Origin of the sequence: Methylocella silvestris BL2 (genome assembly GCF_000021745.1) — a bacterium.
GTDB lineage: Bacteria > Pseudomonadota > Alphaproteobacteria > Rhizobiales > Beijerinckiaceae > Methylocapsa > Methylocapsa silvestris.
Genome location: NC_011666.1, coordinates 3,788,751 through 3,814,618 on the forward strand (window position 1 = coordinate 3,788,751; position 25,868 = coordinate 3,814,618).

Annotated in this window: 23 protein-coding genes, 1 tRNA gene and 2 pseudogenes; 18 read left to right on the forward strand and 8 right to left on the reverse strand. The window is 61.1% G+C overall.

All coding sequences use genetic code 11. The features are described from left to right. Nucleotides 1–178: 178 nt before the first annotated feature. Nucleotides 179–489 (reverse strand): annotated as a pseudogene (locus MSIL_RS22075) (IS3 family transposase); the annotation flags it as partial. Nucleotides 490–1,216: 727 nt separating this feature from the next. Here MSIL_RS22075 and MSIL_RS17515 point away from each other — a divergent pair. Together MSIL_RS17515 and MSIL_RS17520 are read left to right on the forward strand one after the other, a co-directional pair. Next, on the forward strand, nucleotides 1,217–2,341 hold the full coding sequence (locus MSIL_RS17515) for a hypothetical protein (protein ID WP_012592409.1): 1,125 nt from the start codon (nucleotides 1,217–1,219) through the stop codon (nucleotides 2,339–2,341). Nucleotides 2,342–2,358: 17 nt separating this feature from the next. Beyond that, nucleotides 2,359–2,727, forward strand: coding sequence for a hypothetical protein (locus tag MSIL_RS17520; protein ID WP_012592410.1), 369 nt, complete (start codon nucleotides 2,359–2,361; stop codon nucleotides 2,725–2,727). Nucleotides 2,728–3,074: 347 nt separating this feature from the next. Here MSIL_RS17520 and MSIL_RS20960 read toward each other — a convergent pair. Further along, nucleotides 3,075–3,275: pseudogene (locus tag MSIL_RS20960) on the reverse strand (ATP-binding protein); the annotation flags it as partial. A 635-nt stretch (nucleotides 3,276–3,910) separates the two neighbouring features. On the opposite strand from MSIL_RS20960, the gene MSIL_RS17530 reads away from it, so the two are divergent. After that, a complete protein-coding gene (locus MSIL_RS17530) occupies nucleotides 3,911–5,017 on the forward strand; it encodes a calcium:cation antiporter (RefSeq protein ID WP_012592411.1) in 1,107 nt (368 codons plus the stop codon). A gap of 264 nt (nucleotides 5,018–5,281) precedes the next feature. Here MSIL_RS17530 and MSIL_RS17535 read toward each other — a convergent pair whose 3' ends face one another. Both MSIL_RS17535 and MSIL_RS17540 read right to left on the reverse strand, forming a co-directional pair. Next, complete coding sequence (locus MSIL_RS17535) at nucleotides 5,282–6,841, reverse strand: MDR family MFS transporter (RefSeq protein ID WP_012592412.1); 1,560 nt, start codon at nucleotides 6,839–6,841, stop codon at nucleotides 5,282–5,284. Then, a complete protein-coding gene (locus MSIL_RS17540; RefSeq protein ID WP_012592413.1) occupies nucleotides 6,828–7,970 on the reverse strand; it encodes an HlyD family secretion protein in 1,143 nt (380 codons plus the stop codon). The genes MSIL_RS17535 and MSIL_RS17540 overlap by 14 nt, the downstream gene beginning before the upstream one ends. 191 nt (nucleotides 7,971–8,161) lie before the next feature. Here MSIL_RS17540 and MSIL_RS17545 point away from each other — a divergent pair, with 191 nt between their 5' ends. The 10 genes from MSIL_RS17545 (at nucleotide 8,162) to MSIL_RS17590 (ending at nucleotide 15,619) form a co-directional block, all read left to right on the forward strand. Continuing rightward, nucleotides 8,162–8,899 (forward strand): TetR/AcrR family transcriptional regulator, encoded by a 738-nt coding sequence (locus tag MSIL_RS17545; RefSeq protein ID WP_012592414.1) that lies wholly within the window; start codon nucleotides 8,162–8,164, stop codon nucleotides 8,897–8,899. A gap of 46 nt (nucleotides 8,900–8,945) precedes the next feature. Continuing rightward, nucleotides 8,946–9,857 (forward strand): exodeoxyribonuclease III, encoded by a 912-nt coding sequence (gene xth, locus MSIL_RS17550; protein WP_012592415.1) that lies wholly within the window; start codon nucleotides 8,946–8,948, stop codon nucleotides 9,855–9,857. Between the two features lie 262 nt (nucleotides 9,858–10,119). Then, entirely contained in the window at nucleotides 10,120–11,088 is a 969-nt protein-coding gene (locus MSIL_RS17555; protein WP_012592416.1) for a CobW family GTP-binding protein, read from the forward strand. Nucleotides 11,089–11,120: 32 nt separating this feature from the next. Then, nucleotides 11,121–11,621 carry a DUF1097 domain-containing protein gene (locus tag MSIL_RS17560; RefSeq protein ID WP_012592417.1) on the forward strand — a complete coding sequence of 167 codons (501 nt, stop codon included), beginning with the start codon at nucleotides 11,121–11,123 and terminating at the stop codon, nucleotides 11,619–11,621. Between the two features lie 28 nt (nucleotides 11,622–11,649). Further along, nucleotides 11,650–12,387 carry a nitrile hydratase subunit beta gene (gene nthB / locus MSIL_RS17565; RefSeq protein WP_012592418.1) on the forward strand — a complete coding sequence of 246 codons (738 nt, stop codon included), beginning with the start codon at nucleotides 11,650–11,652 and terminating at the stop codon, nucleotides 12,385–12,387. A gap of 17 nt (nucleotides 12,388–12,404) precedes the next feature. Beyond that, complete coding sequence (nthA, locus tag MSIL_RS17570) at nucleotides 12,405–13,022, forward strand: nitrile hydratase subunit alpha (protein ID WP_012592419.1); 618 nt, start codon at nucleotides 12,405–12,407, stop codon at nucleotides 13,020–13,022. Between the two features lie 7 nt (nucleotides 13,023–13,029). After that, nucleotides 13,030–13,377 (forward strand): nitrile hydratase accessory protein, encoded by a 348-nt coding sequence (locus MSIL_RS17575; RefSeq protein ID WP_012592420.1) that lies wholly within the window; start codon nucleotides 13,030–13,032, stop codon nucleotides 13,375–13,377. 71 nt (nucleotides 13,378–13,448) lie between these two features. Continuing rightward, the gene (locus MSIL_RS17580) at nucleotides 13,449–13,670 is read left to right on the forward strand and encodes a CbtB domain-containing protein (RefSeq protein ID WP_012592421.1); all 222 of its coding nucleotides are present in this window, start codon (nucleotides 13,449–13,451) and stop codon (nucleotides 13,668–13,670) included. Between the two features lie 11 nt (nucleotides 13,671–13,681). Then, nucleotides 13,682–14,440: a CbtA family protein gene (locus MSIL_RS17585; RefSeq protein WP_012592422.1), complete on the forward strand. Its 759-nt coding sequence runs from the start codon at nucleotides 13,682–13,684 to the stop codon at nucleotides 14,438–14,440. A 195-nt stretch (nucleotides 14,441–14,635) separates the two neighbouring features. Then, the gene (locus MSIL_RS17590) at nucleotides 14,636–15,619 is read left to right on the forward strand and encodes a GlxA family transcriptional regulator (protein WP_012592424.1); all 984 of its coding nucleotides are present in this window, start codon (nucleotides 14,636–14,638) and stop codon (nucleotides 15,617–15,619) included. Here the strand turns inward: MSIL_RS17590 and MSIL_RS22265 are convergent. Next, nucleotides 15,586–16,014, reverse strand: a complete 429-nt coding sequence (locus MSIL_RS22265; RefSeq protein ID WP_341871977.1) for an iron chelate uptake ABC transporter family permease subunit — start codon at nucleotides 16,012–16,014, stop codon at nucleotides 15,586–15,588. The two genes, MSIL_RS17590 and MSIL_RS22265, sit on opposite strands and share 34 nt — an antisense overlap. On the opposite strand from MSIL_RS22265, the gene MSIL_RS17595 reads away from it, so the two are divergent. Continuing rightward, nucleotides 16,001–16,918 (forward strand): TonB-dependent receptor domain-containing protein, encoded by a 918-nt coding sequence (locus tag MSIL_RS17595; RefSeq protein ID WP_041368166.1) that lies wholly within the window; start codon nucleotides 16,001–16,003, stop codon nucleotides 16,916–16,918. The two genes, MSIL_RS22265 and MSIL_RS17595, sit on opposite strands and share 14 nt — an antisense overlap. 28 nt (nucleotides 16,919–16,946) lie before the next feature. On the opposite strand, the gene MSIL_RS17600 is transcribed toward MSIL_RS17595, so the two are convergent. Continuing rightward, the gene (locus MSIL_RS17600; RefSeq protein WP_012592426.1) at nucleotides 16,947–17,744 is read right to left on the reverse strand and encodes an ABC transporter ATP-binding protein; all 798 of its coding nucleotides are present in this window, start codon (nucleotides 17,742–17,744) and stop codon (nucleotides 16,947–16,949) included. Beyond that, nucleotides 17,737–18,756: a FecCD family ABC transporter permease gene (locus MSIL_RS17605; protein ID WP_012592427.1), complete on the reverse strand. Its 1,020-nt coding sequence runs from the start codon at nucleotides 18,754–18,756 to the stop codon at nucleotides 17,737–17,739. The genes MSIL_RS17600 and MSIL_RS17605 overlap by 8 nt, the downstream gene beginning before the upstream one ends. Nucleotides 18,757–19,141: 385 nt before the next feature. Here MSIL_RS17605 and MSIL_RS17610 point away from each other — a divergent pair, with 385 nt between their 5' ends. The 4 genes from MSIL_RS17610 (at nucleotide 19,142) to MSIL_RS17625 (ending at nucleotide 25,082) form a co-directional block, all read left to right on the forward strand. Next, entirely contained in the window at nucleotides 19,142–20,602 is a 1,461-nt protein-coding gene (locus tag MSIL_RS17610; RefSeq protein ID WP_244406176.1) for a nitrogenase component 1, read from the forward strand. 134 nt (nucleotides 20,603–20,736) lie between these two features. Continuing rightward, a complete protein-coding gene (locus MSIL_RS17615; protein WP_012592429.1) occupies nucleotides 20,737–22,923 on the forward strand; it encodes a TonB-dependent siderophore receptor in 2,187 nt (728 codons plus the stop codon). Nucleotides 22,924–22,931: 8 nt separating this feature from the next. Next, complete coding sequence (locus MSIL_RS17620) at nucleotides 22,932–23,972, forward strand: hypothetical protein (protein WP_012592430.1); 1,041 nt, start codon at nucleotides 22,932–22,934, stop codon at nucleotides 23,970–23,972. Between the two features lie 15 nt (nucleotides 23,973–23,987). After that, nucleotides 23,988–25,082, forward strand: coding sequence for an ABC transporter substrate-binding protein (locus tag MSIL_RS17625; RefSeq protein WP_012592431.1), 1,095 nt, complete (start codon nucleotides 23,988–23,990; stop codon nucleotides 25,080–25,082). Nucleotides 25,083–25,590: 508 nt separating this feature from the next. Here MSIL_RS17625 and MSIL_RS17630 read toward each other — a convergent pair. Beyond that, a tRNA-His gene (locus tag MSIL_RS17630) sits at nucleotides 25,591–25,667 on the reverse strand. Between the last annotated feature and the right edge of the window lie 201 nt (nucleotides 25,668–25,868).

The following is a 25,868-nucleotide window of genomic DNA, read 5'->3' on the forward strand; positions in this document are numbered from 1 at the left end:
GGACACGCAGGCGGTCACGTTAATTTTGGCCGCCCTGCTGTGTTTCCTGTACCGACAAATCGGCCGCTATGTCCGTCGTCAGAACAGCTGGCGCAGACCGCGGCGTAGATTAGCGGAGTGTCGGCCTTGTCTGAGGTTCATGTTAAGCCGCGATCTTGCAGGGCTGCAAGCAACGATGTTAGACGGTTTTCCGCTTGATCCTTTCTTGTCGCTTGATGATGGTTGAGGCTCTGCCGAAGCAGGCGTCGGCCGGGTCACATTGTCCAGACTCTTGTGGTAGCATTGGTGGTTGTAGTGCTCGATGAACGCCGCTATCTGGGCTCAAGGTCGCCTGGCAGGAAGTCCAGCAGGACGGGGCTCTTGAGGGTCTGATACAAGAGTTCAATCCTCTCCTGGGTCGGCGGCACGACGGGCGCCGCGGACATGGCTCATGCGCTGGCCCTTAATATATCCGACCAGTTCGTAGGTGATGCAGCTGGAGCCATTGTCGCCGTGCCGGGCCGCCGCCGTCCTGAAAGCGATCGGTGGCGTTTCGACCAGCGTGTTCTCCTATTGTATAGCACTTATTAGCCCCTTGATGGAAGTGGACGGCCCGGAGACCAAAGTCGTTTTTGCCTATTGCGGCTATGATTCTGATCATATTCGCGAGACGCCAGAGGAAAAGGGTGTGGCGGCTGTCATTCCGCGCATAGGAACCGCAAAGCATAAATTCCGGTCGATGGCCACGTCTATGTCCTGTGTAACCGCATTGAGCACCGCTTCAATAAGCTCAAAAACGTGCGATGCCTGGCGAGCCGATACAACAAGTCATCTTGGGTTCGTCCAAATCGCTGCCGTCAGGCTTTGGACGCACTTTGTCACCAAAGCGTAGCATCACTTTTGCAGAACTATTTCAACTGACGCGCCGTTCGCATTCGACAGTGCGGACATCGATACGAGTCTATGGCAAACATTCTCCGCCCTCACGCCCGGCTCGAAGCGGGAAAAGACCCGGCGCGTCTACGAGGAAACGAAATCGCGAGAAACCACGCGGGCGTGGCGCTTTGCGTGTCATAAATGCCAGAGGAGGCTGGACAAAGAGAAGCGCCCGTCGATATACTCAATGGTTAGCCCCCCTATCCGTACACATAGTGCGGCGGCGCCACTCTCTTGGAGCGTGGTAACTACCTGATCTGCGCAGTTACAGACATCACGAGTTGCACCGCAGAGGCCAACGATGCCAATCCTCGTCAAGCCGCTCGGCGAACTCGACAGGCCACCGTCGTCCGACAATCCAACCATGCATAGCACGGACGGCTTCGATCCGTTGATGCCGTATCAAATGATACCGCTCGGCAAAAGCCGCGAAATGGTCGTGCAGACGGGGGATTTCAAGGCAGAGCTAAACTTGGCGATGGGCGACATCTCCAGCATGTCGGATTTTCGAATCCTGAGACAGACGAGTCCGAGTTTGTTCCCGCTGCCCGGCCCTGGAGTGCCGGTGCGTCGGATCGCCTTGCCTGAGCGGTCGGTGGTGCAGTTCACGCTTTTCGGGCGAGCGCCTGGCCTCACGGTGCTTGAGGGCCGAGATCGGCCCGTGGGCGGGCCTCCCCTCAAACCGGATTTGCAGCTGCTCATTGCCGTGAAGACGCTCCAGATTCGCCGCGTGGCGGTCTGTTACTTATTCGATCGAGTCAATCGAGACACCGGGGCGCGCGGGGACTTCGCCGGCCACATCGAGGCATCGAACAAGGTTTATCTCGATCAGGCAAACTTCGGGATCATAAACATCGATGGCGTTGCGGCGAACACGCAGGCGCGCACGCTGACCTTGAACGGCACGATGGGAAAGACGTTCGACTTGATCGATCATCAACTGATCGGCCGGATTATCGATGGGCTCAACGCCAAGTTTCCCACGCTCCGGCGGGATGCGAACGTTATAATTCTGCCAATTCCGGTGCCTCTGGTGGTCAAAAAGAAGGAAGCGAATTCTCAAATCCTGGGTATGGGCATAACATGGCGCAAAGCGGACGGGCAGCGCTTCAACTTCCTGTTCCTCGGCCCAAAGATCGTTCTGCCCAGAGCGAAGCAAGGCGGGCGCCGACCCTCTCCGCTCCGCCAGTTGCGGAACACCATTTCCCATGAGCTTGGTCATTTGCTAGGGCTCAGACATCACCCCTCCGAGATCGTGGACTTGCCCCCGACGCTTATCGGCAAGGAAATCAATCCGGTGTTTTTCAATGCAAGCTTCCACAATCTGATGTTCCCGACAACCCTTATTGTGTCCGATCGGCTCAACGGCGCTCAAGTCGAAGACCTACATCGGAGCACGGGGTCGCTTCGCCAGTTCGATCTCTGACAACAAGGGAGACGCCAGTGCCATTGAAATCCAGCTTGCTAGCGGGAGACGAGCGGCTTGAGGCCTGCCTTGTGCAAGACAGCGCCCACTTGATCCAGCCGGTAAAGGGCGACTTCGTTGGCAAAGTTCAGACAGCGCTGATCTTCCTCGATGATCTCACCATTGACGAGTCCGAACTGACAACGCAAACCTATGGGCCGTCCACTGCCGGCGCAGTCCTCAAGTTCAAGCAGAAGCGAAAGATCATCAACAAGGCGTATCAACAGCACGAGGACGACATCGTCGGTAGGATGACGATCAAGGCCCTTGACGATGAGATGGCGCTTGCCGAGGCCGCCCCCCAAGACCTGCCGGTCTCGCCGATCTGCCTCGAAAAGTTGGAGTAGGCGGAGCCGGATAAGCAGCTAACCCGAATAATGCAGCGCGGGTAGACGGACGCGGTGAAAACAGCTGATTTAACGTAGGATTTGGCTGCCGACTCAAATCAACGCTATTTCCGCGAGACCATACCCCCCTGACCGATCCTGTGCTGCCGCCCGGCCTGTCACCTGGCTCCGGCAAGACAATCCTTGTCAAATTCGATGGTGGACTGCTGTCGTCGGATGACGGGATTCTAATTTTACGCGAGGTGGACCAACGCCTTCGTTTGCTGATCGCATCGTAGCGGCCGCCAGACCAGATAACGCACAGCATGGTCACCATCATACTTTCGCTTGCTGATGATCGCAGCTGGCTAAGAATATAGCGCGACAATCTGGGTGAGATGATGATGTGGGAGCGGTGATCGGCGGTCGAGCAGCGCCGTCGTCATGTCGGCGTCGCCGAACACGACGGCCCACTCGCCGAAGCGGAGATTAGTCGTGATGATGGCGCCTGTCCGCTCGTAGAGTTGGCCGAGGAGGTGGAAGAATAAGGCTCCGGCCGACGCGCTGAAGGCAGATAGTCACGCTCGCCGACGGCGTCATTATTGGGGTCGAACCGCATCTCATGGGCTTGTCGCGGATAGGCCCAGAGAATGAAGGCGCGGCTGTAGGAGAGCTTGAAGTGGGCCGACCTGCAATTTGATGCGCTCGCCGCCGATGACCGCCCAATGTCCCGACCAGTCGAACGGAAAAGCCTCGCCCGGCGGGAATGTCAGCGGCGCCAAGGCCCCGGGGCCGCAAGTGTTCTGTTCTCGCTGGCGGGCGGCGTTCGAGTCGGGAGCAGTGGCCGCCACGCGATTGTATGAGCGGTCGTAATCAATCTGGCCAGGGTCGAGCTTCATGAAACCGACGCATTCAGTGGCGGAGCCCAGATTTGACCGCTTGCCGAGCAGTGGGCCATAAGGGCGCGGCGAGAATCGTTCAGGCGCCTCAAAGGGAGGGGACTTGCAGCAACCCGAGAGTCGCCGGCTCGGCGGCCGGGAGGCCGTAGCAGAAAAGCGGGAAAAGGCGGCTGCGCGAGCTTCTTGCTGAAGCTGCTAGCTCCGGCCCTTGACGCCAATGCCACTGAGGGGGCCGCCGATCTGACGCGTTCCAAACACATAGGAGCGCGCCTACGAAAGCGAATCGATAGGAGCGGCGCGAGCGAATGTCTCAAGAATCCCACGGTTCCAACGCCATGTGGACCTGGCTCGCCCCTGCCGCGGCAAGCATTCTGCTTTTTGCGAAATTTGCCGGCCTCGTCGACGTAAGCTCCGGCATCGCGCTGGCGCTTTCCGCTGCTCTTCTGGGAGGTGCGGTGTTTGCCTCGGTGCATCATGCGGAGGTCCTGGCGCTCCGGCTCGGCGAGCCCTTCGGCTCGATCCTTCTCGCCCTCGCGGTCACCGTCATCGAAGTGGCGCTCATCGTCTCGATCATGGTGTCAGGGGCCGAAGGCAGCGACCAGGTCGCGCGCGACACGGTGTTTTCGGCCGTGATGATCGTGCTGAATGGCGTTGTCGGCCTATGCCTCATTTTCGGAGGCCAGCGTCACTACGAACAATCGTTCCGCCTCGACGGAGCTTCGGCGGCGCTCGCCGTCCTCGGCACGCTCGCGACCTTGGCGTTGGTTCTGCCGAATTACACACTGGCGATTTCCGGCCCCGAGTATTCGCCAGTCCAGCTCATCTTTATCGGCGCTGTCTCGCTGGCCCTCTATCTCGTCTTCGTTTTCGTCCAGACCATTCGCCATCGCGACTATTTTCTCGACGCGACAGAGCCGGAGCTTGCTTCCGATCAGGCCGCGCCTGGCAAACCGACGACCAGCACAGCGGCGGCCAGCGCTGGCCTGCTTCTGGTTTCCCTGGCTGCGGTGGTGCTTCTCGCAAAAATCCTCTCTTACCCGCTCGACGCGGCCATCACCTCAGCCGGTCTGCCGAAAACTTTCGTCGGCGTCGTGATCGCAACGGTCGTCCTCTTGCCCGAGGGCATCGCCTCGATCCGCGCGGCGCTGTTCAACCGGCTGCAAAACAGCATAAATCTTGCGCTGGGGTCGGCCTTGGCCAGCATAGGTCTGACGATCCCCGCAGTGGCGGTCGTCTCACTCATCACCGGCTCGAAACTCACGCTCGGGCTCATCCCCGAGAGCATCGTCTTGCTGGTTTTGACCCTGTTCGTCAGCACGCTCACGCTGGGAACCGGCCGCACAACTGTTCTGCAAGGAGCCATCCATTTGGTGATCTTTGCGACCTTCCTTCTTCTGTCTGCAATTCCCTGAACTCCGCCCTTCTTGCCCATCGTTAACGGTGTGGCCGAACAGGCTGAACGACGCGCCGAATTTCTACCGAAGCGGAAAGTGGCGGCCTCGACGCGAACGCCAAAGGAAAAAAAATCGCATTGCGCGGCGCCGCGATCTCCCTGAGTTGATCCATGTCCAAATGTCCGCAGCGCCGAGAGTCGTCCAGCTCAGCCCAGAGGTTTTGCCGCTTTGCGGTGTTACGTCATGATCCTGCGAAGAGGGGGGCCCGCGCCGACGCCAGACTCAGTGCGCTTCGAGTGGGCCGGCGGCGCGCGTTGGCTTGCCGAGCAGCGTGATCGCGGCAAGGCTGATGATCAGCGCGACGCCGACGACCCAGAAGGCGTCGGAGAAGGCGGAGACGTAGGCTTCCCGGCGAACTTGCGCTGCAATCATCTGAAGCGCATGCCCCTTGGCGATGGCTGGATCGGCGAACTTCTCATACATGCCGGCCATGAGCGCGGCAATGCGCTCCTGGACGCGGGTCGCGTTTTGCGTCATCGCCTCGGAAAGCATCGAAAAATGAAACTGCTCGCGCCGCTCAATCATCGTCGAAAGCAGAGCAATGCCAACCGATCCGCCGAGATTGCGCATCATATTGGACAAGGCCGAGGCGTCGGCCGTATCGCGCGGCGCGAGATTGGCGGTTGCAAGCTGCGACAAGGGAATCGAAAACAGCGGCTGCCCAGCGGCGCGCAGAAGCTGCGGTAGAATGAGCTGATCCATGCCGACGTCATGCGTCAGATTCACATTGATGAAACAGCTTGCCGCAAAGAGCAGCGTGCCCAAAGCGACCAGAATTCGCGCGTCGATCCTTTTCATCAGGAAAGGCATGCCCGGGAACAGCACGAGTTGCGGCAGGCCGCTCCACATTACCACATAGCCGATCTGTTCGGCGTTGTAGCCCTGGATTTGCGCGCAATAGAGCGGGATCACATAAGTCGAACCCAGCGTGACGGCGCCGACAATCGACATCAGCGCAGTCGAGACGCCGACCGTTCGGTTGCCGAGCACGCGAAGGTTGATGAACGGCTTCGCCGCCGTCAGCTCGCGCAGAATGAAACAGGAAATCCCCAGTCCGGCCAGGAGCGACAACTGGACGATCCGATCCGACTCGAACCACTCCTTTCGCTGGCCTTCCTCCAACACGTAAGTGAGGCTCGCCAGCCCGACCGCCATGGCGCCAATGCCGAACCAATCGCCGCGCGGCAGTTCCCGCCACAAGGCCTTTTGCTTCGACAATGAGCTGAGCTGAATGATGACGGCGGCCGGTCCCGGGATCAGGTTCAGGTAAAAGATATATCGCCAGGAAAAACGATCCGTCAGCCAGCCGCCAATCGTCGGGCCAAGCGCCGGCGCCAGAGTCGCCGTCAGGCCAAAAAGCGCGATGCCGATGCCCTGTTGCGACTTTGGCAGGCGCATCCGCACGATGGTGATTGCGGTCGGGATGAGAACGCCGCCCGTAAATCCTTGCCCGGCGCGGAAAACGATCAATTGCGCAAGCGACGTCGACAGCGCGCAGGCGATGGAAAAGATGACGAACAGGGACGTGTTGACCGAAAGATAGCGGCGAAGGCCGAAGATCGAACCGAGCCAGCCCGTCAGCGGAATCACGATGATCTCGGCCATCAGATAGGCCGTTGAAATCCAGCTGCCCTGTTCAGCCGATGCGCCGATCGCTCCCTCGATATTGGCGAGGGAGGCGTTGGTGATCTGAATGTCGAGAATCGCGGTGAAGGCGCCGAGAATGGCGCCGGCGACCGCGAGCCAGTCGCCCGCGCTCGCCTTCGATTCACCGCCGCTCATCGTCCGCCTTCAATGCGACGGACTGCGGCGAGCCCTTGTCGGGGCGAGCGCGCGTATCGACGGTCGCTTCCGCCGAAAGCCCCGGCCGCAGCCGCGAGATCATGGGATCGCCGCCGTCGAGAACGATCTTGACCGGCACGCGCTGCACGATCTTGGTGAAATTACCCGTCGCATTTTCCGGCGGCAGCAGAGCAAATTGCGCGCCTGTTCCCGGCGCGAAGCTGTCGAGGCGCCCATGAAACACATGGCCGCTGTAAGCGTCCACCGTGAAGGATGCGGTCTGGCCCTCGACCATTCCGCCGAGCTGGGTTTCCTTGAAATTGGCGACGAGATAAATCGCCTCGCCCATCGGCACAATCGTCAGCAGGTTGGATCCCGGCTGCACGAGCTGGCCCTTGCGCACCGACCGATCGCCGACGACGCCGTCGATGGGCGATTTGATCGTGGTATAGTCGAGATTGAGTTTGGCCTGATCGAGATTGATTTCGGCCCGTTGCAGGCTCGCGCGCGCGGCCGCTTCCAGCGAGCGCAGGGCGTCTGTCTGTTTCTCGGCGGCGTCATAGCTTGCGCGCGCCTTGTCCAGCGCAGCCTGTCTCTGCAAGAGATCAGACGTGGCCTGATGCGAGCGCTGGGTCGTGCCCGCGCCCTTTTGCAGAAGAGAGCTGTAACGCCTCTCCTCCTCGGTTGCGAAGTCGAGCGCCGCCGTCGCCGTCGCGATGTCGGCTTTGGCCTCCTCGATCTTCGCCGCCTGCTGGATCAGCGCGGCGGCGACGCCGTCGATGCTGGCGCGCGCCTTGTCGAGATCGGCCTGCGACTGGAGCAGGGCGATCCGATAATCGCGCTCATCGATGCGGGCCAGAATCTGGCCCGCCTGCACGCGTTGATTGTCGCTGACCAGCACCTCGGCGACATAGCCGCCGACCTTCGGCGCCGCCACGACCTTATCGGCCTGCAAAAAGGCGTTGTCGGTCGATTCCAGAAAGCGGCCGGTCACCCACCAACGCCATCCAAAATGACCGCCCGCGGCGAGTGCGATAAGAACAACGATGACGCCGAGCGTGCGTTTGCCGAACCCCGCGCGCGCTTTCGCCGCCGCGGCCTTGACGTCGCCTTCCGTCGCAGGGGCCAATGCCGCCGGCGGAAAATTATGGCGCGAGCGAGCTGTTATGGCGGGGATGATTGAGGCATTGTCGCTGGCCTCGTCTGTATCAAGAGGCCGAGAGCTGGATGGGGCGAGCATGGGGCCTGCCTATTGGGAACTGAACAGTTCTGTTCTATAATCGGCTTGGTTCAATATCAAGTTAAAATTTTGAGGCGCACATGAACGAGGCTTTGGACGCTTCGCCGGTCGAGCGGCCGAAACCGCGAGGCGGCCGCCCGACCAGGGCGGCGGCGATCTTGCGGGATGAGCGCCTGCTCGAGATCGCAACCGACATGTTCCTGCAAAGCGGCTTCGATGGCACCTCGATGGATCGGCTGGCCGAAACGGCGATGATCGGCAAGGCGACGCTGTATGCGCGTTATGCGGACAAGGCCGCGCTCTTCGCCGACGTCCTGCGCCGACGCGTCATGTCGACCTATGGTCAGTTGGAGAACGAGCTTCAAACGGAGCTCGACGGAACGAGCCTGGAGGAAGCCCTTCTGATCCTCGCGCGTCGCTTCCTTCAAAAGGCGGCGGCGCCCGATTCAGCCGCCCTCATTCGCATTATAGCGGCGCAGGCGGAGCGTTTCCCGGAACTCGCAAAACTCGCCATGCAGGAGGGCGCGGAGCGCCAGATCAAACTTGTCGAGGCGGTCTTCCTCCGCTTTGCCGCGAGCCATCATTATGCGCTTAGCGATCTGACGTTAGCCGCGGATCTGTTCCTGAAGCATCGTGCTCGGCCGCATTTCCCGGGTCGCCATGCTCGGCGTCCCGATCGAGTCCGAAACGCTCGAATGTCGCGCCGTCGAGGCGGTGCGACTGTTCGTGAGAGGCATGCTGATCGACCCGCCCGATGGCTGACAGGCGCTCCGAGAAACATCCTTGTCGGCGATGGGGACCATCTCAAGATCATCTGAAGCGGTTTCAACCCGGGCTGAGCGGATCACGAGCTGGGGCCGAGCGATGAAAATCGCCACCTTCAACGTTAACGGCATCAACGGACGTCTGTCCGTGCTCTTGCGCTGGCTCAAAGAAACTCGGCCGGACGTCGTTTGCCTCCAGGAGCTGAAGGCGCCCGATGAACGCTTTCCGATCCGCGAGCTCGAAAACGCAGGCTATGGCGCCATCTGGCATGGTCAGAAGAGCTGGAATGGCGTCGCCATCCTCTCCGCTAGCGGCAAGCCCATCGAAACCCGGCGGGGACTGCCAGGCGACCCTGATGACAGCCAAAGCCGCTATCTTGAGGCGGCCATCGATGGAATCGTTGTCGCGTGTCTCTACCTGCCAAACGGCAATCCCGCGCCCGGTCGGAAGTTCGACTACAAATTGCAATGGCTCCAGCGCCTGACCGACTACGCGGCGGAGCTCCTTGCGCTGAAAGTTCCCGTCATCCTCGCCGGGGACTACAACATCATCCCGACCGAGCTGGACGTCTATAAGCCCGAGCGATGGGTCGATGACGCGCTGTTTCGGCTAGAAGTGAGGGAGGCGTTTCAGATTCTGGTCAGCCAGGGCTGGACGGACGCGCTGCGCACGCTTCATCCGGGCGAGCGCGTCTACACCTTCTGGGACTATTTCCGAAATGCCTGGGACCGGAATGCCGGTTTGCGCCTCGATCACCTCCTGCTTAACCCGCCGGTGACAAAGCGCCTCATCGCCGCCGATGTCGACCGCGCCGTCCGGGGCTGGGAAAAGGCCAGCGACCACGCGCCTGTCTGGATCGAGCTTTCGGATGCCGCACGGCCTTTGCGCCGCCCGTCAGCAAGCTCGAAGGGCGTGGCGCGACCCGCAGCGCTTCGCGCCCACTTTCCAGATTGCTCTCATCATACTGCATGCTGGGAAGCAGCGAAGTCGGCCGAGGCGTGCCCGGATTGAGTGCGCCTAAATGTTAGGCATTAATGGAGTTTTCTCGGATTTTGTCCGTTTCCTTGCTCTCTTTGGCCGAAAAAGGCGGACGGGCGCTATTGCGCCGAGCGGGATGTTGGGGTGCAATAGCCGAGCCTGATGATCACGTGCAGCGGTTGTCGAGATTATCGGGAAGTATTCCGCAAGTGTCAGAATATAGCTTTCAGCAAGCCTGAGGCGGCGTGTTGCATATGTATTCTGTCGACAAGTAAAAACTCGTGCGGAGCGCCTTATGAAAAAAATAAATGCTACGATTATTACCGGATTTCTTGGAGCCGGCAAGACAACGCTGCTTAATGAAATTCTCGCGCAAGCGGCCGGCGAGCGCATAGTGGTCATCGTCAATGAATTTGGCGAAGTTGGCATCGATGGACAACTTGTCGTCGAGACGGCCGAGGCGATCGTCGAATTGAACAATGGCTGCATCTGCTGCACTGTCCGCGGCGATCTCGTCGTCGCGATCAGCGATCTGATCAGAAGCGACCGGCCAATCGACCGCCTGATCATCGAGACCTCGGGCCTCGCCGATCCGGCGCCGGTCATTCAATCCTTCATCCTCGACGATCTCATGAGCGCCCATGTGCAACTCGACGCCATTGTGACTGTCGTTGATGTCCGCCACATCGCCAGGCAGCTTCAGCATGACGAGGCCCGGGAGCAGATCGCTTTCGCGGACATCTTGCTGCTCAACAAGATTGACCTTGAAGACGAAGCCGCCAGCGAGGCGGCCGAATGCGCGGCGCGCCGGCTCAATCCGCTCGCCCGCTTTCTGCGCACGCGAGAATGCGCGGTAGAGGCCCGGCAGGTGCTCGACCTTGGCGCGTTTGATCTCAAAAATCTCCTGGCGCTCGACCCCGACCTGCTGGCAGATCACGCGCATGAGCACAGCAGCGAGATCGGCTGTGTCGCCCTGACGATCGAGGAGGGGCTCGATCCGGACGCCTTCAATCGGTGGTTGAACCGCCTGTTGCAGGATCGGGGCGCCGATATCTTGCGCATGAAGGGCGTGCTGAATTTTTCCGGCGACAAGCGCCGCTACGTCTTTCACGGCGTGCACATGACGCTTGACGGCCGTCCCGGCCGCCCCTGGCTGAACGAGGAGCGGCGCGTCAGCCAGATCGTGTTCATCGGCCGCCAACTCGACCGCGAGGCGTTGCTGCAGGGGCTTGAGGCTTGTCGAGCCATCGCTACAGCTGCGTGAAGCAAAATCGTCCACTCTCGCCGGAGATCGCCATGTCGCCACTTGTCGCCGCAATGATCAGCCTTGGAGTGCTCGGCGCGATCGATACGTTCATAACGGCAACCATCCTGCCTGTGCCGGTGTGGGTCACCTTCATCGCCTGGGCGTCGTTCTTTGCCTGCGGAGGGGGCAAGGACGGCTTTATAAAATCGGTTCTGCGCAACTGGACCGGCATCGCCATCGCCTCGATCACTTTGCTTTTCATCGCGCTGTTGCCAGCGCATCCGATCTTCGCTGCGATCTGCGTCGGACTAGGCACCTCGGCGATGGTCGCCGCCTCGGCGCTGCCGATCCTTTCTTTCCCGCCGGCGATCGTGTTCGGCTTTGCATCGACCGTCGGCACCATGGCTGCGACAGGCAAGGGCATATTGACCGGCGACATCAGTCATCCAACCATCGTCGCCGCGGTGGCGATGGTGGTAGGCGCCGCGTTCGGATATCTCTCCGAGATGGGGACTAACATGCTCACGGCCAAGAAGACTGCAACCGCCTGAACTACATCGTCGAATCTGGAGCGCGTTCATGAAGCTGCAACATACGCTTGGAGGACTCGAAGGGCTCGGCCCGGTCTGGACCGAGACGCGTGTCTTCGTCGAGGAGTGGGAGAAGGGCATATTTGGCATCCACACGGCGATGATGGCGTTGAGCCCGCAATTGCCGTTGCCAAAGACCCCGAGCGTTTTCCGCACGATCTGGACATGGGCCGACCTGCGCAAGGGCGCGGAGTCGATGAATCCGTTCGACTATTTCAAATACCGCTATTACGAGAAATGGCTTGGCGGCATCTCCGGCTATTTTGTCGCCAATGGCTATATCACCCAGGCGGAGCTCGACGCGAAGACGGAAGAATACTACGCCGACCCTGATAAGCCGCTGCCTACAGGCGGCGCAACGCAAATCGACGAGCGTGTCATACAATATCTCGTCGACGGCGACTCGCCGAAACGCGACGTCGATCCCAAGCCTCTCTTTGCCAAAGGCGATGTTGTGCGCGTCGGCAATCCGCCGACGGTCGAACACACGAGGCTGCCGGGCTTCCTCAGAAACCACACCGGCGTCATCGAGGAAGTTTATCCGGGCGCTTATGTCTACCTCTGCGACACCGGTCCGGACGGCGTCGGCGAAGCCATGGCGTGCTATTGCGTCCGCTTCGATCCGGAAGAGCTGTGGCCCGGCAACGCCGAAAAGAATTTTTTCATCTATGCCGATCTCTACGCGGCCTATCTGACCGCGCCCGCCGAACTGGCCTCGGCCGCGTGAACCTTCGGAGCCGCAACATGAGCGATCAATTCGGATATCCACCCGACCGCGAGAAAAGAAACGCCGCCCGCGCCAAAGCGCTACAGGCGCTGCTGATCGAAAAAGGCGTCATAACGGGCGACACGGTCGAGACGGTGCTTGGCTATTTCGAAACTAAGATGGGGCCGTTCAATGGCGCAAAAGTTGTTGCTCGGGCCTGGGTCGATTCCGGTTTCAAGGATCGCCTTGTCGCCGACACGCCGGCGGCGATCGCGGAGCTCGACTTTCCGACCGGGATGGCGGGCGCCGAGGGCGAGCATATGAAGGCCGTGGCCAATGGACCTGACGTGCACAATCTCATCATCTGCACGCTCTGTTCCTGCTATCCGTGGCCGGTGCTTGGCTTGCCGCCCTATTGGTACAAGGATCCGACGTTCAGAAGCCGGGCTGCGCGCGAGCCGCGCGCAGTGCTGAGCGAATTTGGCGTCAATGTTCCGCCCGACGTGCTGATCAAGGTCTGGGATTCAAGCGCACAAATCCGCTGGTTCGTGGTGCCGGAGCGCCCGGCCGGAACCGAGGGGATGAGCGAGGAGCAATTGGCGGCGCTGGTGACCCCGGAAGCGATGATGGGGGTCGCGCTAGCCAAGGCGGCGTGAGGGCGCAATGCTGACGCGCTTCGAGCATTTCGCCGTCACGAGCATGATGGGCGCACAAGACACGCCCCCGCGCGCGAATGGCTCCCTTTGTTTCTCGCAGCAATGGGAGCGGGAAGCCTTTGGCGTCGCGCTCGCGCTGGCGCGGGACGGTCATTTCGAGTGGGAGGAGTTTCGCCAGAATCTCATCGCCTCGATCGGCGAATGGGAAAGCGCGCACGCGCTCGATGATCCATCGTGGAACTACTATGAGCAATGGCTCGCCGCGTTCGAGAAGCTGCTTGTTGGCAAGGGTCTCGTGAGCGAAGCGGAAATCGACGCGCGCGCGAGCGAACTGCAAACCGCTTCGCCGGTCTGATCCTGTCCCTACAGGCCGGGGCGCCGCCGCCGCAAACGCTACAGTCCGCAATTCGTTCAGAGGAGCACTCCATGCCCGCATCGATGATTTCCAGTGGCGCAGCCCCCACCGTCGGTCCTGCGCCGATTCCCGTAGGCGAGATCCTGCCATGGGCCGTCTTCGGCGGCCTGCTGCTGCTGCTGGCAGTATATTTCGTCGGCGCGGAAGAGGGCGCAACCTCCCTCATTCCCGGCATGTATGTCCATGAATATCTCCATGACGGGCGTCATCTCCTCGGCTTCCCCTGCCACTGACGGAGGTAAACATGGTTGGAGCCCTTCTTTTGCGCGGCATGTTGACCGGCCTTTTTGCCGGATTGCTCGTCTTCGGATTTGCCCGCGTCTTCGGCGAGCCGGAGATCGAGCGGGCGATCGCGTTCGAACAGCAGATGGCGCAAGGCACGAGCGAGGCCCAAGAGCCTGCGTTGGTTTCTCGGGAGACCCAGGCCGGGGTTGGCCTTGCGTCAGGCGTCTTGGTCTATAGCGCATCGATTGGGGGATTGTTTGCGCTCATATTCGCTTTCGTCAATGGCCGCATCGGATCGCTGGGACCCCGCGGGACATCGGCGCTGCTGGCGATTTCCGCCTTCGTCGCGATCTCGATTGCGCCCTTTCTGAAATATCCTGCAAATCCGCCGTCGGTTGGCGATCCCGACACGATCGGCGTTCGGACAGGGCTCTATTTCGTCATGGTGATCGTCTCGGTCGCTGCGCTCGCCGGCGCCGTTGCGGCCGCGCGACAACTGGCGCCGCGGCTTGGCGTTTGGAACGCCGCGATCCTCGCGGGCGTGGCGTTCATCGGCGCGATCGCGGTAGCTTCCTACGCTCTGCCCGAAATCAATGAAATCCCCGCACAATTCTCGGCGCCGCTGCTTTGGCGGTTCCGCATCGCGTCGCTGGGCCTCCACGCCCTGCTCTGGGCGACCATCGGCCTTGTGTTCGGCTGGTTGATGGAACGCGGCTCTGCGCAGATTGCTGTCGCCGCGTCAGCCGTCGCCGCCCTTAGGACGCGGGAATTCGGCTGACCGCGCGCTGAAGCGACGCAAGTCTTTCTTATTGGGAAAATCAGTTTATCATGACGGCGCTAGGCATCCGCCGCCGCCGCTGCGGGAGTCGATCCACGCGTTCAGAACGGCGTTGCGTCCGGCCAGCGCGTGTTTGACGCCGCCTTTTGCCGCGTTCTTCAACGCGACGCGTCTCCTGCTGTTTGAGGCTGAACGATGCGGATTGTGATCCTTGCTCCCCAAGGGGTTCAATCGCTTGATGTTGTCGGGCCGGCGGAAGTGTTCTGGGAGGCCGCGCGGCGGCTTGGTGATCCTTTCGCCTATGAGGTCGTCGTCATGGGCGCAACGGCCGAGCCAATCTCAGGAACCGGAAGCCTCCGCTTTCTGCCAGATTGCACCATCGACGATCCGGACCAAGAGATCGATACGCTGCTGGTAGGAGGCGACCCTTCCTTCGACGAAATCGATCCGAAGGTAACGGCGTGGCTGCGCCGCCGCGCGCCGACGATACGGCGTTATGGCTCCGTCTGCACCGGCGTATTTCTGCTTGCCGCCGCCGGCCTGCTCGACGGCCGCAGGGTCACGACCCATTGGGAATGTGCGGCCAAACTGAAAAGCGAATATCCGGATGTCATCGTCGACGCCGACCAGATTTTCATTCGCGAGGGCGCGCTATGCACGACGGCTGGGGTCACCGCCGGCATGGACCTCGCCCTGGCTCTGGTCGAAGAAGACTATGGCCGCAATCTCGCATTGATCGTCGCGCGCTATATGGTGATGTTTCTCAAGCGGCCAGGCGGCCAGTCGCAGTTTAGCACCCATCTGGCCGCGCAGATGTCCGGCAAAAGCGCGATCCAGCAGGCGCAGGAATATGCGCTGCAAAACCTCGCGACGCCGCTGTCGATCACAGCCATGGCGCAGCAGGCGGGAATGAGCGTCCGCAATTTTGCTCGCGTTTTCCGGCGCGAGATCAAGATGACGCCCGCCGATTTCGTCGAGGCGGCGCGTCTTGAGGCCGCTCGCCGAAGCCTCGAGGATTCGCTGACGCCGCTTCAGCACATCGCCACGGCTTGCGGATTCGGCAACAGCGACGCGATGCGCCGAGCTTTCGTTCGCACCCTTGGCGTCAGTCCTTACGACTACCGGCGGCGATTCCGGAGCGCGCTCTATAAGCAGGGCGTTGAACGCGGTTGTAGCTGATCCACACCCGCCACAGCGAGCCACTGAAAAAGCGCGCAACTGGAACCGTCCGCCCAGGCGCGCATGGGGCGCGCCACTCGAGGTGGACAGTTTCTGGCTGCGGGTTCTCCAGGCGTGACCCCGCCAAACAGGAGCGCATGTAATTGATGGCATGGAGAATTCGATTTCATTCCGGCGGTCGAGACGGCGAGCGCGCAGATGAGCGTCGTCGCTCCGATGACGCTATAGCGCAACAGGCCGACCGGAACGCCCAGCGTCCTCGCTTCGTCGTCCCCCATCGAGAGCCCGTCGAGACCTCGCCCGCAGGCGGTCAGCACGGCGAGGCTCCCCATTAGCCAGTAGATGATCACCGGCAGCTGATTATAGGGATCGGCGACAAACTTGACGATCGTCAACAGCGCCGCGAATAAGGCGCCGCTGATCAATCAGCCGAGAACCAACATGATCGTCGACGCCGGGCTGGCCAGATTGGCGACGCCGACGCCGAGCGCAGCCGCGGCAAGGCCGCCGGCGAATCCGGCGATCGATGCGTCCGCGATTCAGCTTGCCCGTCGTGTATTCTATCAGATGAACGCCGCCGCCTTTGCGGCGAAGGGGATCACCGCCAATCAGCTGTGGCAGCAGATCAAGCTCGAAACGTCAGCGGCGCTCGACGCTGGCCTGCGCTGGACCCATGAAGTCTCCGGCCTCGGCGTCTTCTCGATCGAACCGACGGGCTATGTTTCGCGCAACGACGACAAGGGCGTCACCTATGATCCCGGCATTGGCATCCAATATGCGCAGAACGTCGGCCAGTCGCTCGCCTATGGCGCGCAATTGCTCGGTCGCTGGAAGCCGATCGACACGCTCGATATTTTCGCCTCCATGTCCTATGATCGGAACGTCTTCGTCTCCAATCCGCCAGTGCTTGCCGGCGCATCGGCGGCGACTGTCGCCGGCGCCAATGTCACCGGCACGCAGCTTCCGAACGTTCCGGAATGGACCGCGGCTCTGGGCGGCACGTGGCGCTACGGGGATTTCGCTTTCACGCCCGTCGCCAATTTCACGGGCTCGCGCTGGCGCGATACGACGCGGACGCAATATCTTTCAGGCTATGCGACGGTTGACCTCAACTTCACCTATCAGTTCAAGCTTCCGGCCGCCAAGCTCGAAGCCAGCCTCACCATCAGCAATCTGTTCAACGCGCAATACATCGGATTCATGAATAATTCCTACTTTCAGCAGTCGACTCTGACCAACGCCTTCTACTATCCGGGGGCGCCGCGCGCCGTCGTGGGCAAGATCGCCATGAAGTTCTGACGGCGGCGCCCGGTCCATCTATTAACCTTTAGGAGGCGTCGCCCCAGTGGTCCTTTCCAGCGGAGCTACGTACTGGCGGGATGGCGGCGAAGGTCTCGATTCGTCGGCCTTCATGCTCGAAGGAAAGGCGCTTAAGCGGCGCGCCATAGAGGCGCCCGAGCGAGGCTTCCGTCAGGATTTGTGAGACTGGGCCTGTTGTGTAGTCGGCTTCGCCCTGCATTAGTAGCGCGGCGTCGGCGACGGCCAGAGCATGATGGGGATGATGCGTCGTCATGACGATCGTCAGCCCATGTTCGCGGGAGAGGGTCCCGACCCATTTGAGGATTAGCGCCTGATGCCTGAGGTCGAGCGCCGAGGTGGGCTCATCGAGGATCAGGATTTCGGCCTCTGCGACGATGGCGCGGGCGAAGACGACGAGCTGGCGCTGGCCGCCCGAGAGCTCATGGAAGGCCCTGCTAGCATAATCTCCCAGCCCGAAACGCTCAAGGGCTTCGAGGGCCGCCGCCTCGTCTTCGCGCGCGGGCTGCGAGAACAGCCCGATTCTTCGCGCGCGGCCCATCAACACCATGTCGAGGACGGAGTAATCGAAGCTGACCTCGAACAGTTGCGGCACGAAGGCGCAGCGGCCATCGACCTTGATCGAGCCTTCACGCGGCTTCAGCGCGCCGAGAAGAAGCTGCAACAGTGTAGTCTTGCCGCGTCCATTGGGAGCCAGAATGGCGAAGATCGATCCTCGGGGGACGCACAGGTCGAGATGGCGGAGAATCCAGCGCTCGGCCTGGTAGAAATAGCCGAGATCGCCGATGAGGACTGCGGGACTATTCACGCGTCCAGCCTTTCGACTGTGTCTTCCAGAACAGAAAGGCGAAGATCGGCGTGCCGATGACGCTGGTCAGCAGACCGATTGGGATTTCTTGTTCCGTTGCGCTACGGGCGACGTCGTCCATCGCAAGAAGGTAGATGCCGCCAAGAAACGCCGCCGTTGGAAGCAGCCTGACATGGTCAGGACCGACCAGCATGCGGGCAAGATGGGGCACGATGAGACCTACCCAGCCGACGCCGCCGGAAACCGAGACCTGGGCTGCGACGATCAAGGCGACGAGGCCCATCAGGCTCCAGCGCAGGAGCTCAATGTTGACGCCGAGCGAGGATGCGTCTGCATCGCCAAGCGAAAGCAAATTGATCCGCCAGCGCAGCGCGAGGAGTAGCCCGCCAGCGAATAGGGTGATGGAAGCGACGATCACGACCTGGCTGGAGGTCGCTCCTATGAAGCTGCCGAGCAGCCAATAGACGATCGAGGGCAGCCTGGTAGTGGGATCGGCCAGCGTCTGGACGAGGCCGACGAGCGCACTGCAGAAGCCGCCGACGATGACGCCTGAAAGCACGAGAGCAAGCGTGCTCGCGCGTCCGGCGATGCGTGCGAGACCGAAGGCCGCGGCAAGCGCCAGAAGCCCCAAGGCGAAGGCAAGACCCGTCACCGCAAGTGGGGGCCAGGAGAGAAGAATGGCGACAACGCCGCCGAGCGCCGCCCCGGAGGAAACCCCTGCGATCTCGGGTCCGACGAGCGGATTGCGGAAGACTCCCTGCATCGCGGCCCCGGACAGCGCAAGGCCCATTCCGCACAAAGTTACCAGCAGGATGCGGGGCGCGCGCACGATCTCGACCACAATGCGCGGCGTGTCGGCGTCGTCGATATGGGCGCCGAGAGGAGACGTCGTCAAAACAATGCGCACGACTTCAGGAAAGGGAACCGGATAGCGTCCAAGCGTCAGGGAGAACAATACCAGCAGGGCGAGGATCAGAAACAGGAAGGCGGGGACAATCTTCGTCGCGTCCATCCTCTTCCCTACAGTCATCGACAAAAAGGCAGTCAAACAAGGACCCCGGAGGTTGTCCGCACGCAGCCGACCTGAATCGGGGAAGGCCCGTCTCCGACGATCGCCAGGATGGACGAACCAGATTTCTCGTCAATCACGGGGTATCGAGGAATCGACGGGCTCGTCAAGCCGCGCGACGCCCGAAAAGACAATGGCGAGAACCGGTTTGTCGGTGTCGCATATCTGACAAAACTATAGCGGCTTTCGGACAAATAAATTGTTATTGACAAGAAATTGCTATTCCAAAGAGGATATAGCTTCACAAGTTCTTGAGGACAGCGTGGCGCGTAATACTCTTCTCCCCCAGCAACGCATCCGATGGCGATCAGGAGCCGTCAAGGGGACCGTGGGCGTTCCGCCGCTGCCTCCGGCCGAACCCGCCATCGCGCTGGAGCTCGACGCACACTCCGTCACCTACCGCAAGGATCCGAGGGGACGAAAGCCGAAAGGTCTGGCGCATGCGGCAGAGCGGCGCGGAGCGAACTCGGCCGACCTTTGCCAGCCTCCCGTTCGGCGCGCCCATTCCGATGCGGGACGCCTGAGCTTTTGCGCCGGCAGTTTCCTCGGCGAGAGCGTCTCGGGCTGGGGCGCGGCGATCGACCTCGCCGCCCTGTCGCATGGGCCCGTCGGTTGCGGCCTGTTCACGGGCGCGTCTCGCCTCAGCCTGCCGGGCTTCGTGCAGGGCGTCGAAAGTTTCGCCGCAATCCACGCCTGCACCGATCTCAATTTTGGCGACCTCGACGACGGCGGCGATATGAAGCTGGCGCAGGCGCTCGACGAGCTCTCCATCCTGTTTCCTCTCGCAAAGGGGTTCGCCATCCTCAATGAGGATCCGATCGCGCTCATCGACGCCAACGTCAAAGGCGTTGCGAAGGAGAAGGCGAGATCGCTCGGCCGGCTGATCCTGCCGCTCTCTTGTGAAAGCATCAGAGTGGAGCGGCGTTGGGTGGTCGAGGCGGCGGCGACTCTGAAGGCGGCCGCAAACCGTGCGCCGCCGCGGCGCGCGCAGCGGTATGACGTCGCGCTGCCATTCTACAGGGAAGCCTCGGGACTTGTGTGGATCGTCAGCAAATTGTTGCGCGAGATCGGCCTGACGCCCGTGCATGAGGTCACGGGATCAAGCGTGAGCGACATGGGCCGCATCAGCGGATGCAAGCTTGTCGTCGGCTTTGCCGAAAGCCTCGACGCGCCGCCCGATCGCTTTTTCGGCGGCTTTGCCGGCCTGCTGAACCAATGGTTCGGAACGCCCATTCAACCCGCCTGTTTCGCGGGGCCAGCTGCGACGGACGCTTCGCTGCGGGCGATCGCCGCGCATTTTGGCCCGCGCGTCCGCGATCAGGCCGAGCGCGTGATCGCCGCAAACCGCAAAAAAGTCGAAGCCATCGTCGCACGGTATCGGTCGCGCCTCGAGGGCCGGCTGGCCGTCCATTTCACCCCGATGTCGCAAGAGCAGCTTGAACCCTATCGACTGCTCGGGCTCAGGATCGGCGACGCCTCAGGCTGGACAGCGAAGACCGGAGCGCGGCGAACGCCGCGGCTCGCCTGCGACGCGGAGAATCCCAGCGAGAAGGCTGTTGATTCCTACATTCGCGAGTCAAGGCCTGATCTCGTGCTGCATTTCGAGCGCGACGAATATGAATGGCGCAAGCGCGGACAGAATGCGCTGTCCCTGACGCCGCTCTTCGACCGACGGGGCAATGCCTACTGGGCTTACGACGGCTTCGAGCTTTTCGCCGCCGCGCTTGACCACGCGCTCAATACGCCATGGCGCAAACTGCTGAAGCCGCCTTGGCGGCGATCCGACTGACGCATCGCGCGTCTCAGCTTGCTTACAATTTGATCTGACAACCCTGGCGGCTGTGAAGCGGCGCCATATGCTGTCTTGCGCGCCGGTCGCCGGAAAAAACATAACCCTCAGTTTCGCCGATAGGAGCTTCATCCATGTCTAAATCCGCAGCGCGGCTCCGCATGCGCATCCTCGCAAACGGCGTTTCCTTTTTCGCCGCCGGAGCGGTCGCTCCGGCTCTGGCCCAGACGCCAGCTGACCTTCCGCCTGTGTTGGTCGCAAGTCCGGGTCCGATTTCGCTGACGCCCTTGAATGTCGACGCCGTGCTGCAGTCGGACGCCACGGCTGCGCAGGGCTACAGGCCCGAGTTTCTGTCAGGCGTCGGTCCGCTTGGGGCCAAGCCCATTATCGACACGCCCTATTCGATCGACGTCATTTCGCGTGAGCTGCTGGAGAATACGCAAGCGCAATCGACTGATGATGTGTTCAAGCTCGACCCGTTCACGCAGAATGTGTTCCCGGTCAACCGGGGCAACCCCTTTTCGGTTAATATCCGAGGCTTTGCGACGAGCGAAACGACGCTCGATAACATGCGGCTGTGGAATACCTCGGTCATCGACATCGAAGGCATGGAGCGCGTCGAAGTGGTGCGCGGGCTTTCCGGTTTTCTTTACGGAGCGGCCGATCCGGGCGGCCTCATCAATTTCGTCGTCAAGCGTCCAACCGCCGCGCCCTTTGCGCAATTGACCGTGGGCGATTATGGCATTGGACCTTTTACTGGCGGAGCCGGCTATGTTCATGGCGATTTCGGCGGTCCGATCGACAAGGAAGGTCGCTTTGGCTACCGCATCAACATCGTCGGGCAGAGCGGCGACACAGCCGTCGACCAGCAGCGCCTGCAGCGCAGCTATTTCAGCGCCGCGCTCGACTGGCATGTCGCCCCGGAGGCGCTGGCCCAGGTCAATGTTTTCCACAGCTACTACCGCGTGGACGCGCCGGATCCCTTTTGGTTCTATGGCGGTACGGCCATTCAGGGCCAAGCGCCGTCCGCGCAAAGAAGCTGGAGCCAGCCCTGGGCCTATTACCGCAACGAACAGAACGGCGCCGAGGCGAAGCTGACCTGGAAGCCAAATGACATCTTGACGCTGCGCGGCGGATTTCTCTACATCCACAGCTCACAGCCCGAAATCTCCGTGAACAATCTCGTTTTCTCCAACGATGGCACATACTCCCAGAGCCTGAACAACAATGCGGCGGGCGATTTGACGACGCTGTCCGGCTACGGCTTTATCGACGCCGATTTTGAGACAGGCCCGCTGAAGCACAAGGTCACGGGCGGCTATTTTACGCAGCGCTATCAGTCGGTGCTTCCCGAGGACGCGGCGTCTTTTGCCTCCACGACGGGAAATTTTAATTTTGGCCGCCCCTATTATGCCGCGATGCCCAGCTTCGACGCCATTGGAACGCGGCCTTCGTCGCTCTTCTTTACGCGCAGCAACCAGAATGCCGTTCTGGGCGACCAGATCGATTACGGCCCGCTCTCCGTCATCGCCGGCGTGACGCACGCCCAGATCCAGACCAGCGACTACACGTACCTGCCGCCGATCGGCGTGTCCCGGACTCTCGAGAGCCAGTATGACGAGGGGCGCTTTACCCCGAGCGCGTCGGTCCTGTTCAAGGTCACGCCCTGGCTTTCGACTTACGCGACCTATATCGAGGGCTTGGAAGCGGGAGACACCGCGCCGGTCGGCGCGCTGAACGCGGGCGAAACCTTTCCGCCTTCGCTCGACCGCCAATATGAGGTCGGCGCCAAGGCGAATGTCGGCGCGACGCTGCTGACGCTCGCCTTTTTCGACATTGACAAGGCCTACGCTTTTCTCGATTCGGACAATGTGTTCAAGTCCGCAGGCCGCGAGGAGCATAAAGGCGTGGAGTTCGGCGCGTCCGGCAAGGTTCTGCCCGAGTGGACTGTTTTCGGCGGCGTCACTTTTCTCGATCCACGGGTGACAAATGATCCGACGCTCGATGGTTTGCAGCCCATCAATGTGTCGAGCCGGATGGCCAAGGTGTATTCGGAGTATGCGCTGCCCTTCGTCCCGGGGCTGACGCTGACCGGCGGCGTGTATTATTATGGGAAATACGCTGCGACCGTGGACAACACCCAGTATCTGCCGGGCTATGCCACAGGCGACCTTGGTTTTCGCTATGAAACGAAGCTGAACGGCATACCGCTCACCGCCCGCTTCAATGTCAGCAACGTCACCAATCATAGCTACTGGATGTCGAACCGTTTTGTCGGCGCGCCGCGCGAAATCTCCTTCTCTCTGGCGACTCGTTTCTAGGGGCGGCAATGGCGCGGGAGGTCGCGTTTTCGGGGATCAACATCCATGCGAAGAAATCCGCGTGCGCCCACAGCTGCAAATATTGCCTGATGGGGGACAAGAAGCTGTCATCCATTTCCAATGAGCGCTTCTCCACCTTCGTCCTGCGCTTTCTTGAATGGGGAGACAAGAGGAAGCGTTCCGATTTCGCTGTCGAGTATTCTCTGAACTATAGCGACGAATATGACCGCGCGACCCTTGAAATGTTGCGCGGCCTGAACGAACGTTTCCCATCCAAATATCCGCTCGGGGGGATCACGCTCGGCGGACTGCGTCAACGCTCAGAGGCCGATATGCGCGCCTGGCTCATCGAGCGGCAAAGCTTTGGCTGCCGCACCGCCCATGCCTCGCTCGCAGGCGTCGGCGCGCTGCATGATCATTGGAACGGACGCGAAGGGAATTTCGATTTTCTTTTGATGACCCTGCGTCTTGCCGGAGAGCTTGGAATGGCGCTTGGGGCGAGGCTGTTCGTCGCCAGGAGCACCTTATCTTCGCTCGAGGCGCTGAACGAAAAGCTTGATTGTCTGCCAAGGCACGAAGGCGACTGGCGCTATGCGCAACCCTTCTTTTATCTCGGCTGGGGCGCCCGCTTTGAAGACGAGCGGCTTGACGAGGAGCTTAGGGACGCTTTGCCCGACTGGCTCGATCCCTTGATCGAGCGCGGCGCGGCCAGCGGAGTCTGGCGTTCCGAACGCGAGTGGATCATGCATCTGCGTGATACGCCTGCGCAGCCGGCAAAGCTTAGCCTCGACTTGATCCTGACGGACGATAACATCGATCGTCTCGAAAGCATGAGCTGCGGGGAGATCGTCGCCGAATATGAGACTCGAACGCGCGCGGCCTATGCCGCGTTGCCTAGCCTTCACGAGCTTTGCGATCGCTATGCGGACCGCGACGGCCGCCTTGTCTATGAGCTCGAACGTTGCGTCGAGCTGAAGTGGCTCGACCGGCATCTCGCCGAGCATCCAACGCATTTCGAGCGGCAGCTCACGCATTTGCAGCTCGGCTAGGAAAAAGTGAAGAAGATGCGCTTTGCGAGAGATTACGGCGTCTCGGGTCTCGCCTGCATTTGCGCCTTCGCGCTCGCTCTCGCTTTGGCCGCCCCCAGGACTCACGCAGGTTCCGGCAACGCGCCTGCATTCGTCGAGGATATGACGGGCCGGCGCGTTGCCCTTAATGGCCGGCCACGCCGCATCCTCTTCTCAGCCAATGTCATGCCCGCCTTCGCGACCCTGGCGGGCGGCGTCGGGCGCGTCGCAGCGGCGACATGGCTGGGTCGGTCCGGAATGGACGGCGCGCTGCTTGAGCAAATATTTCCGGCCTCGCGCGACATCGCCTTCGCCGGCGCGGGCACGTCGCTCGATCCTGAAAGAGCGCTGCTAATTGCCCCTGACGCAATATTCGGCTGGGCCTTCCAGAAATCCGCGATAGAATCTGCTGCGCTTCCGGCCTTTGTCGCCTTCGCTACCGACGGGACGCTGGACGCTGACGCCAGACTCTGGGATTTCATGGGCCAGATCAGCGGCGCGTCCGCCGCGGCCGAGGCCCTGCGCGCTCGCGGCGATGCGACGCTGGCCGCCATCGCGTCGCGCCTCGCCAGCGAAACGGTGGCGCGGCCGCGCGTTCTCATTCTTGTGTCCAATCTGCAAGGGATGTGGATCGGCCCAAGAATCCATTCGCTGACCACGCGCCTCGCCTTGGCCGGCGCCGAGAACGTCGCAACCTCCGCGAGGGCGTCTTTGTTCAACATTGAGCAGATCGCCCGGATCGATCCGGATGTCATCCTGATATCCACTAATTTCGCCAATCTCGTCCCGGCCGATCTCTACAGGCAGAAGCAATGGCGCATGTTGCGTGCAACGCGCGAAAGACGAGTCTATCTGCAGCCGCATTTTCCGGCCTTTGCAGGCCCCGTCTTCGATCCCCTGCTCATCCAGTGGCTCGCCGAAACTCTGCATCCTGAAACGGCGCCGGGGCAGCTGCGGAACTTGGTTCGCGCTTCCTATCTGGATGTCTGGGGTTATCGAATCGGTGAGGCCGAGATCGATCGTGTTCTCAATGTCGTGGAGAACTCGACTTCTGCCTCTCATGCGCCTTTCCTGGCGCAGCCGGCAAGATGAAAGGTTCCGGTAGAACTTGATGCATTTCTTTGCGGTTGTGAGCGCCGGGAACGAGCGACTTGATCCAGCGGCCCGGCGGCAGGCCTCGTCGGCGGCGGCCTTGCGGACAGGCTTTTCGCCGACATCGGAGAGAGCGGCCGTCGCCTTTTCCACCGGTTGCTCGCCGTTCCCTCACAAGAACAACCTCCCCCTGTCCGGACGGGCCGATCAGCGGCGTCGTAATGTTTGAAATCTCGGCCGGCGGCAGCGACTCGCTTCGAGGCTCTGATGATGAGCCGCGAACTCGATTTCGGTGTTGGCCTGCTTTCCTTCCGCGACGATCACGCGCATGCAGACGAAGATCGGCCATGCGTTCAGCACACAAGCTTCTCTTGGAGAAGGCTTCGTCGGGAAAAGAAGGTCTTATCGTTGCCCAGGGAAGTTGTGAGTTATTGGTGAGTCGACGGTTAACCTAAGGATATCTGGATAAAGTTCGATTAGAAATCATAAGATAGAACAATCGCTTAGGTGGTACCGCCACCCCGGCTCGAACGGGGGACCTCTAGATCCACAATCTAGCGCTCTAACCAACTGAGCTATGGCGGCGCGACCGAATAGGCGGCGGACCCTAAAAGGAACGCCCGCCGATTGCAAGCGCGAAGGCGCCGCTGCGGCGGGCCCGCAGATCATCCGGGCGCCAGATCGAGGGTTCCACGCATAGGATCCGATGGTTAAGGATAATTAATCAATTTTTGCTTAAAATACCTCTCTTAATGGACCGCAGGTCGGGACGTGGTTAGCATTCTG

Excerpts from the sequence above, each read along its gene's own strand:
- MSIL_RS17535 (WP_012592412.1), bottom strand. The coding sequence starts at position 6,841 with ATGAGCGGCGGTGAATCGAAGGCGAGCGCGGGCGACTGGCTCGCGGTC.
- MSIL_RS17625 (WP_012592431.1), top strand. The coding sequence starts at position 23,988 with ATGCGCTTTGCGAGAGATTACGGCGTCTCGGGTCTCGCCTGCATTTGC.
- nthA (WP_012592419.1), top strand. The coding sequence starts at position 12,405 with ATGAGCGATCAATTCGGATATCCACCCGACCGCGAGAAAAGAAACGCC.
- MSIL_RS17620 (WP_012592430.1), top strand. The coding sequence starts at position 22,932 with ATGGCGCGGGAGGTCGCGTTTTCGGGGATCAACATCCATGCGAAGAAA.
- xth (WP_012592415.1), top strand. The coding sequence starts at position 8,946 with ATGAAAATCGCCACCTTCAACGTTAACGGCATCAACGGACGTCTGTCC.
- MSIL_RS17555 (WP_012592416.1), top strand. The coding sequence starts at position 10,120 with ATGAAAAAAATAAATGCTACGATTATTACCGGATTTCTTGGAGCCGGC.
- nthB (WP_012592418.1), top strand. The coding sequence starts at position 11,650 with ATGAAGCTGCAACATACGCTTGGAGGACTCGAAGGGCTCGGCCCGGTC.
- MSIL_RS17575 (WP_012592420.1), top strand. The coding sequence starts at position 13,030 with ATGCTGACGCGCTTCGAGCATTTCGCCGTCACGAGCATGATGGGCGCA.
- MSIL_RS17580 (WP_012592421.1), top strand. The coding sequence starts at position 13,449 with ATGCCCGCATCGATGATTTCCAGTGGCGCAGCCCCCACCGTCGGTCCT.
- MSIL_RS17585 (WP_012592422.1), top strand. The coding sequence starts at position 13,682 with ATGGTTGGAGCCCTTCTTTTGCGCGGCATGTTGACCGGCCTTTTTGCC.
- MSIL_RS17605 (WP_012592427.1), bottom strand. The coding sequence starts at position 18,756 with ATGGACGCGACGAAGATTGTCCCCGCCTTCCTGTTTCTGATCCTCGCC.
- MSIL_RS17590 (WP_012592424.1), top strand. The coding sequence starts at position 14,636 with ATGCGGATTGTGATCCTTGCTCCCCAAGGGGTTCAATCGCTTGATGTT.
- MSIL_RS17515 (WP_012592409.1), top strand. The coding sequence starts at position 1,217 with ATGCCAATCCTCGTCAAGCCGCTCGGCGAACTCGACAGGCCACCGTCG.
- MSIL_RS17530 (WP_012592411.1), top strand. The coding sequence starts at position 3,911 with ATGTCTCAAGAATCCCACGGTTCCAACGCCATGTGGACCTGGCTCGCC.
- MSIL_RS17560 (WP_012592417.1), top strand. The coding sequence starts at position 11,121 with ATGTCGCCACTTGTCGCCGCAATGATCAGCCTTGGAGTGCTCGGCGCG.
- MSIL_RS17545 (WP_012592414.1), top strand. The coding sequence starts at position 8,162 with ATGAACGAGGCTTTGGACGCTTCGCCGGTCGAGCGGCCGAAACCGCGA.
- MSIL_RS17615 (WP_012592429.1), top strand. The coding sequence starts at position 20,737 with ATGTCTAAATCCGCAGCGCGGCTCCGCATGCGCATCCTCGCAAACGGC.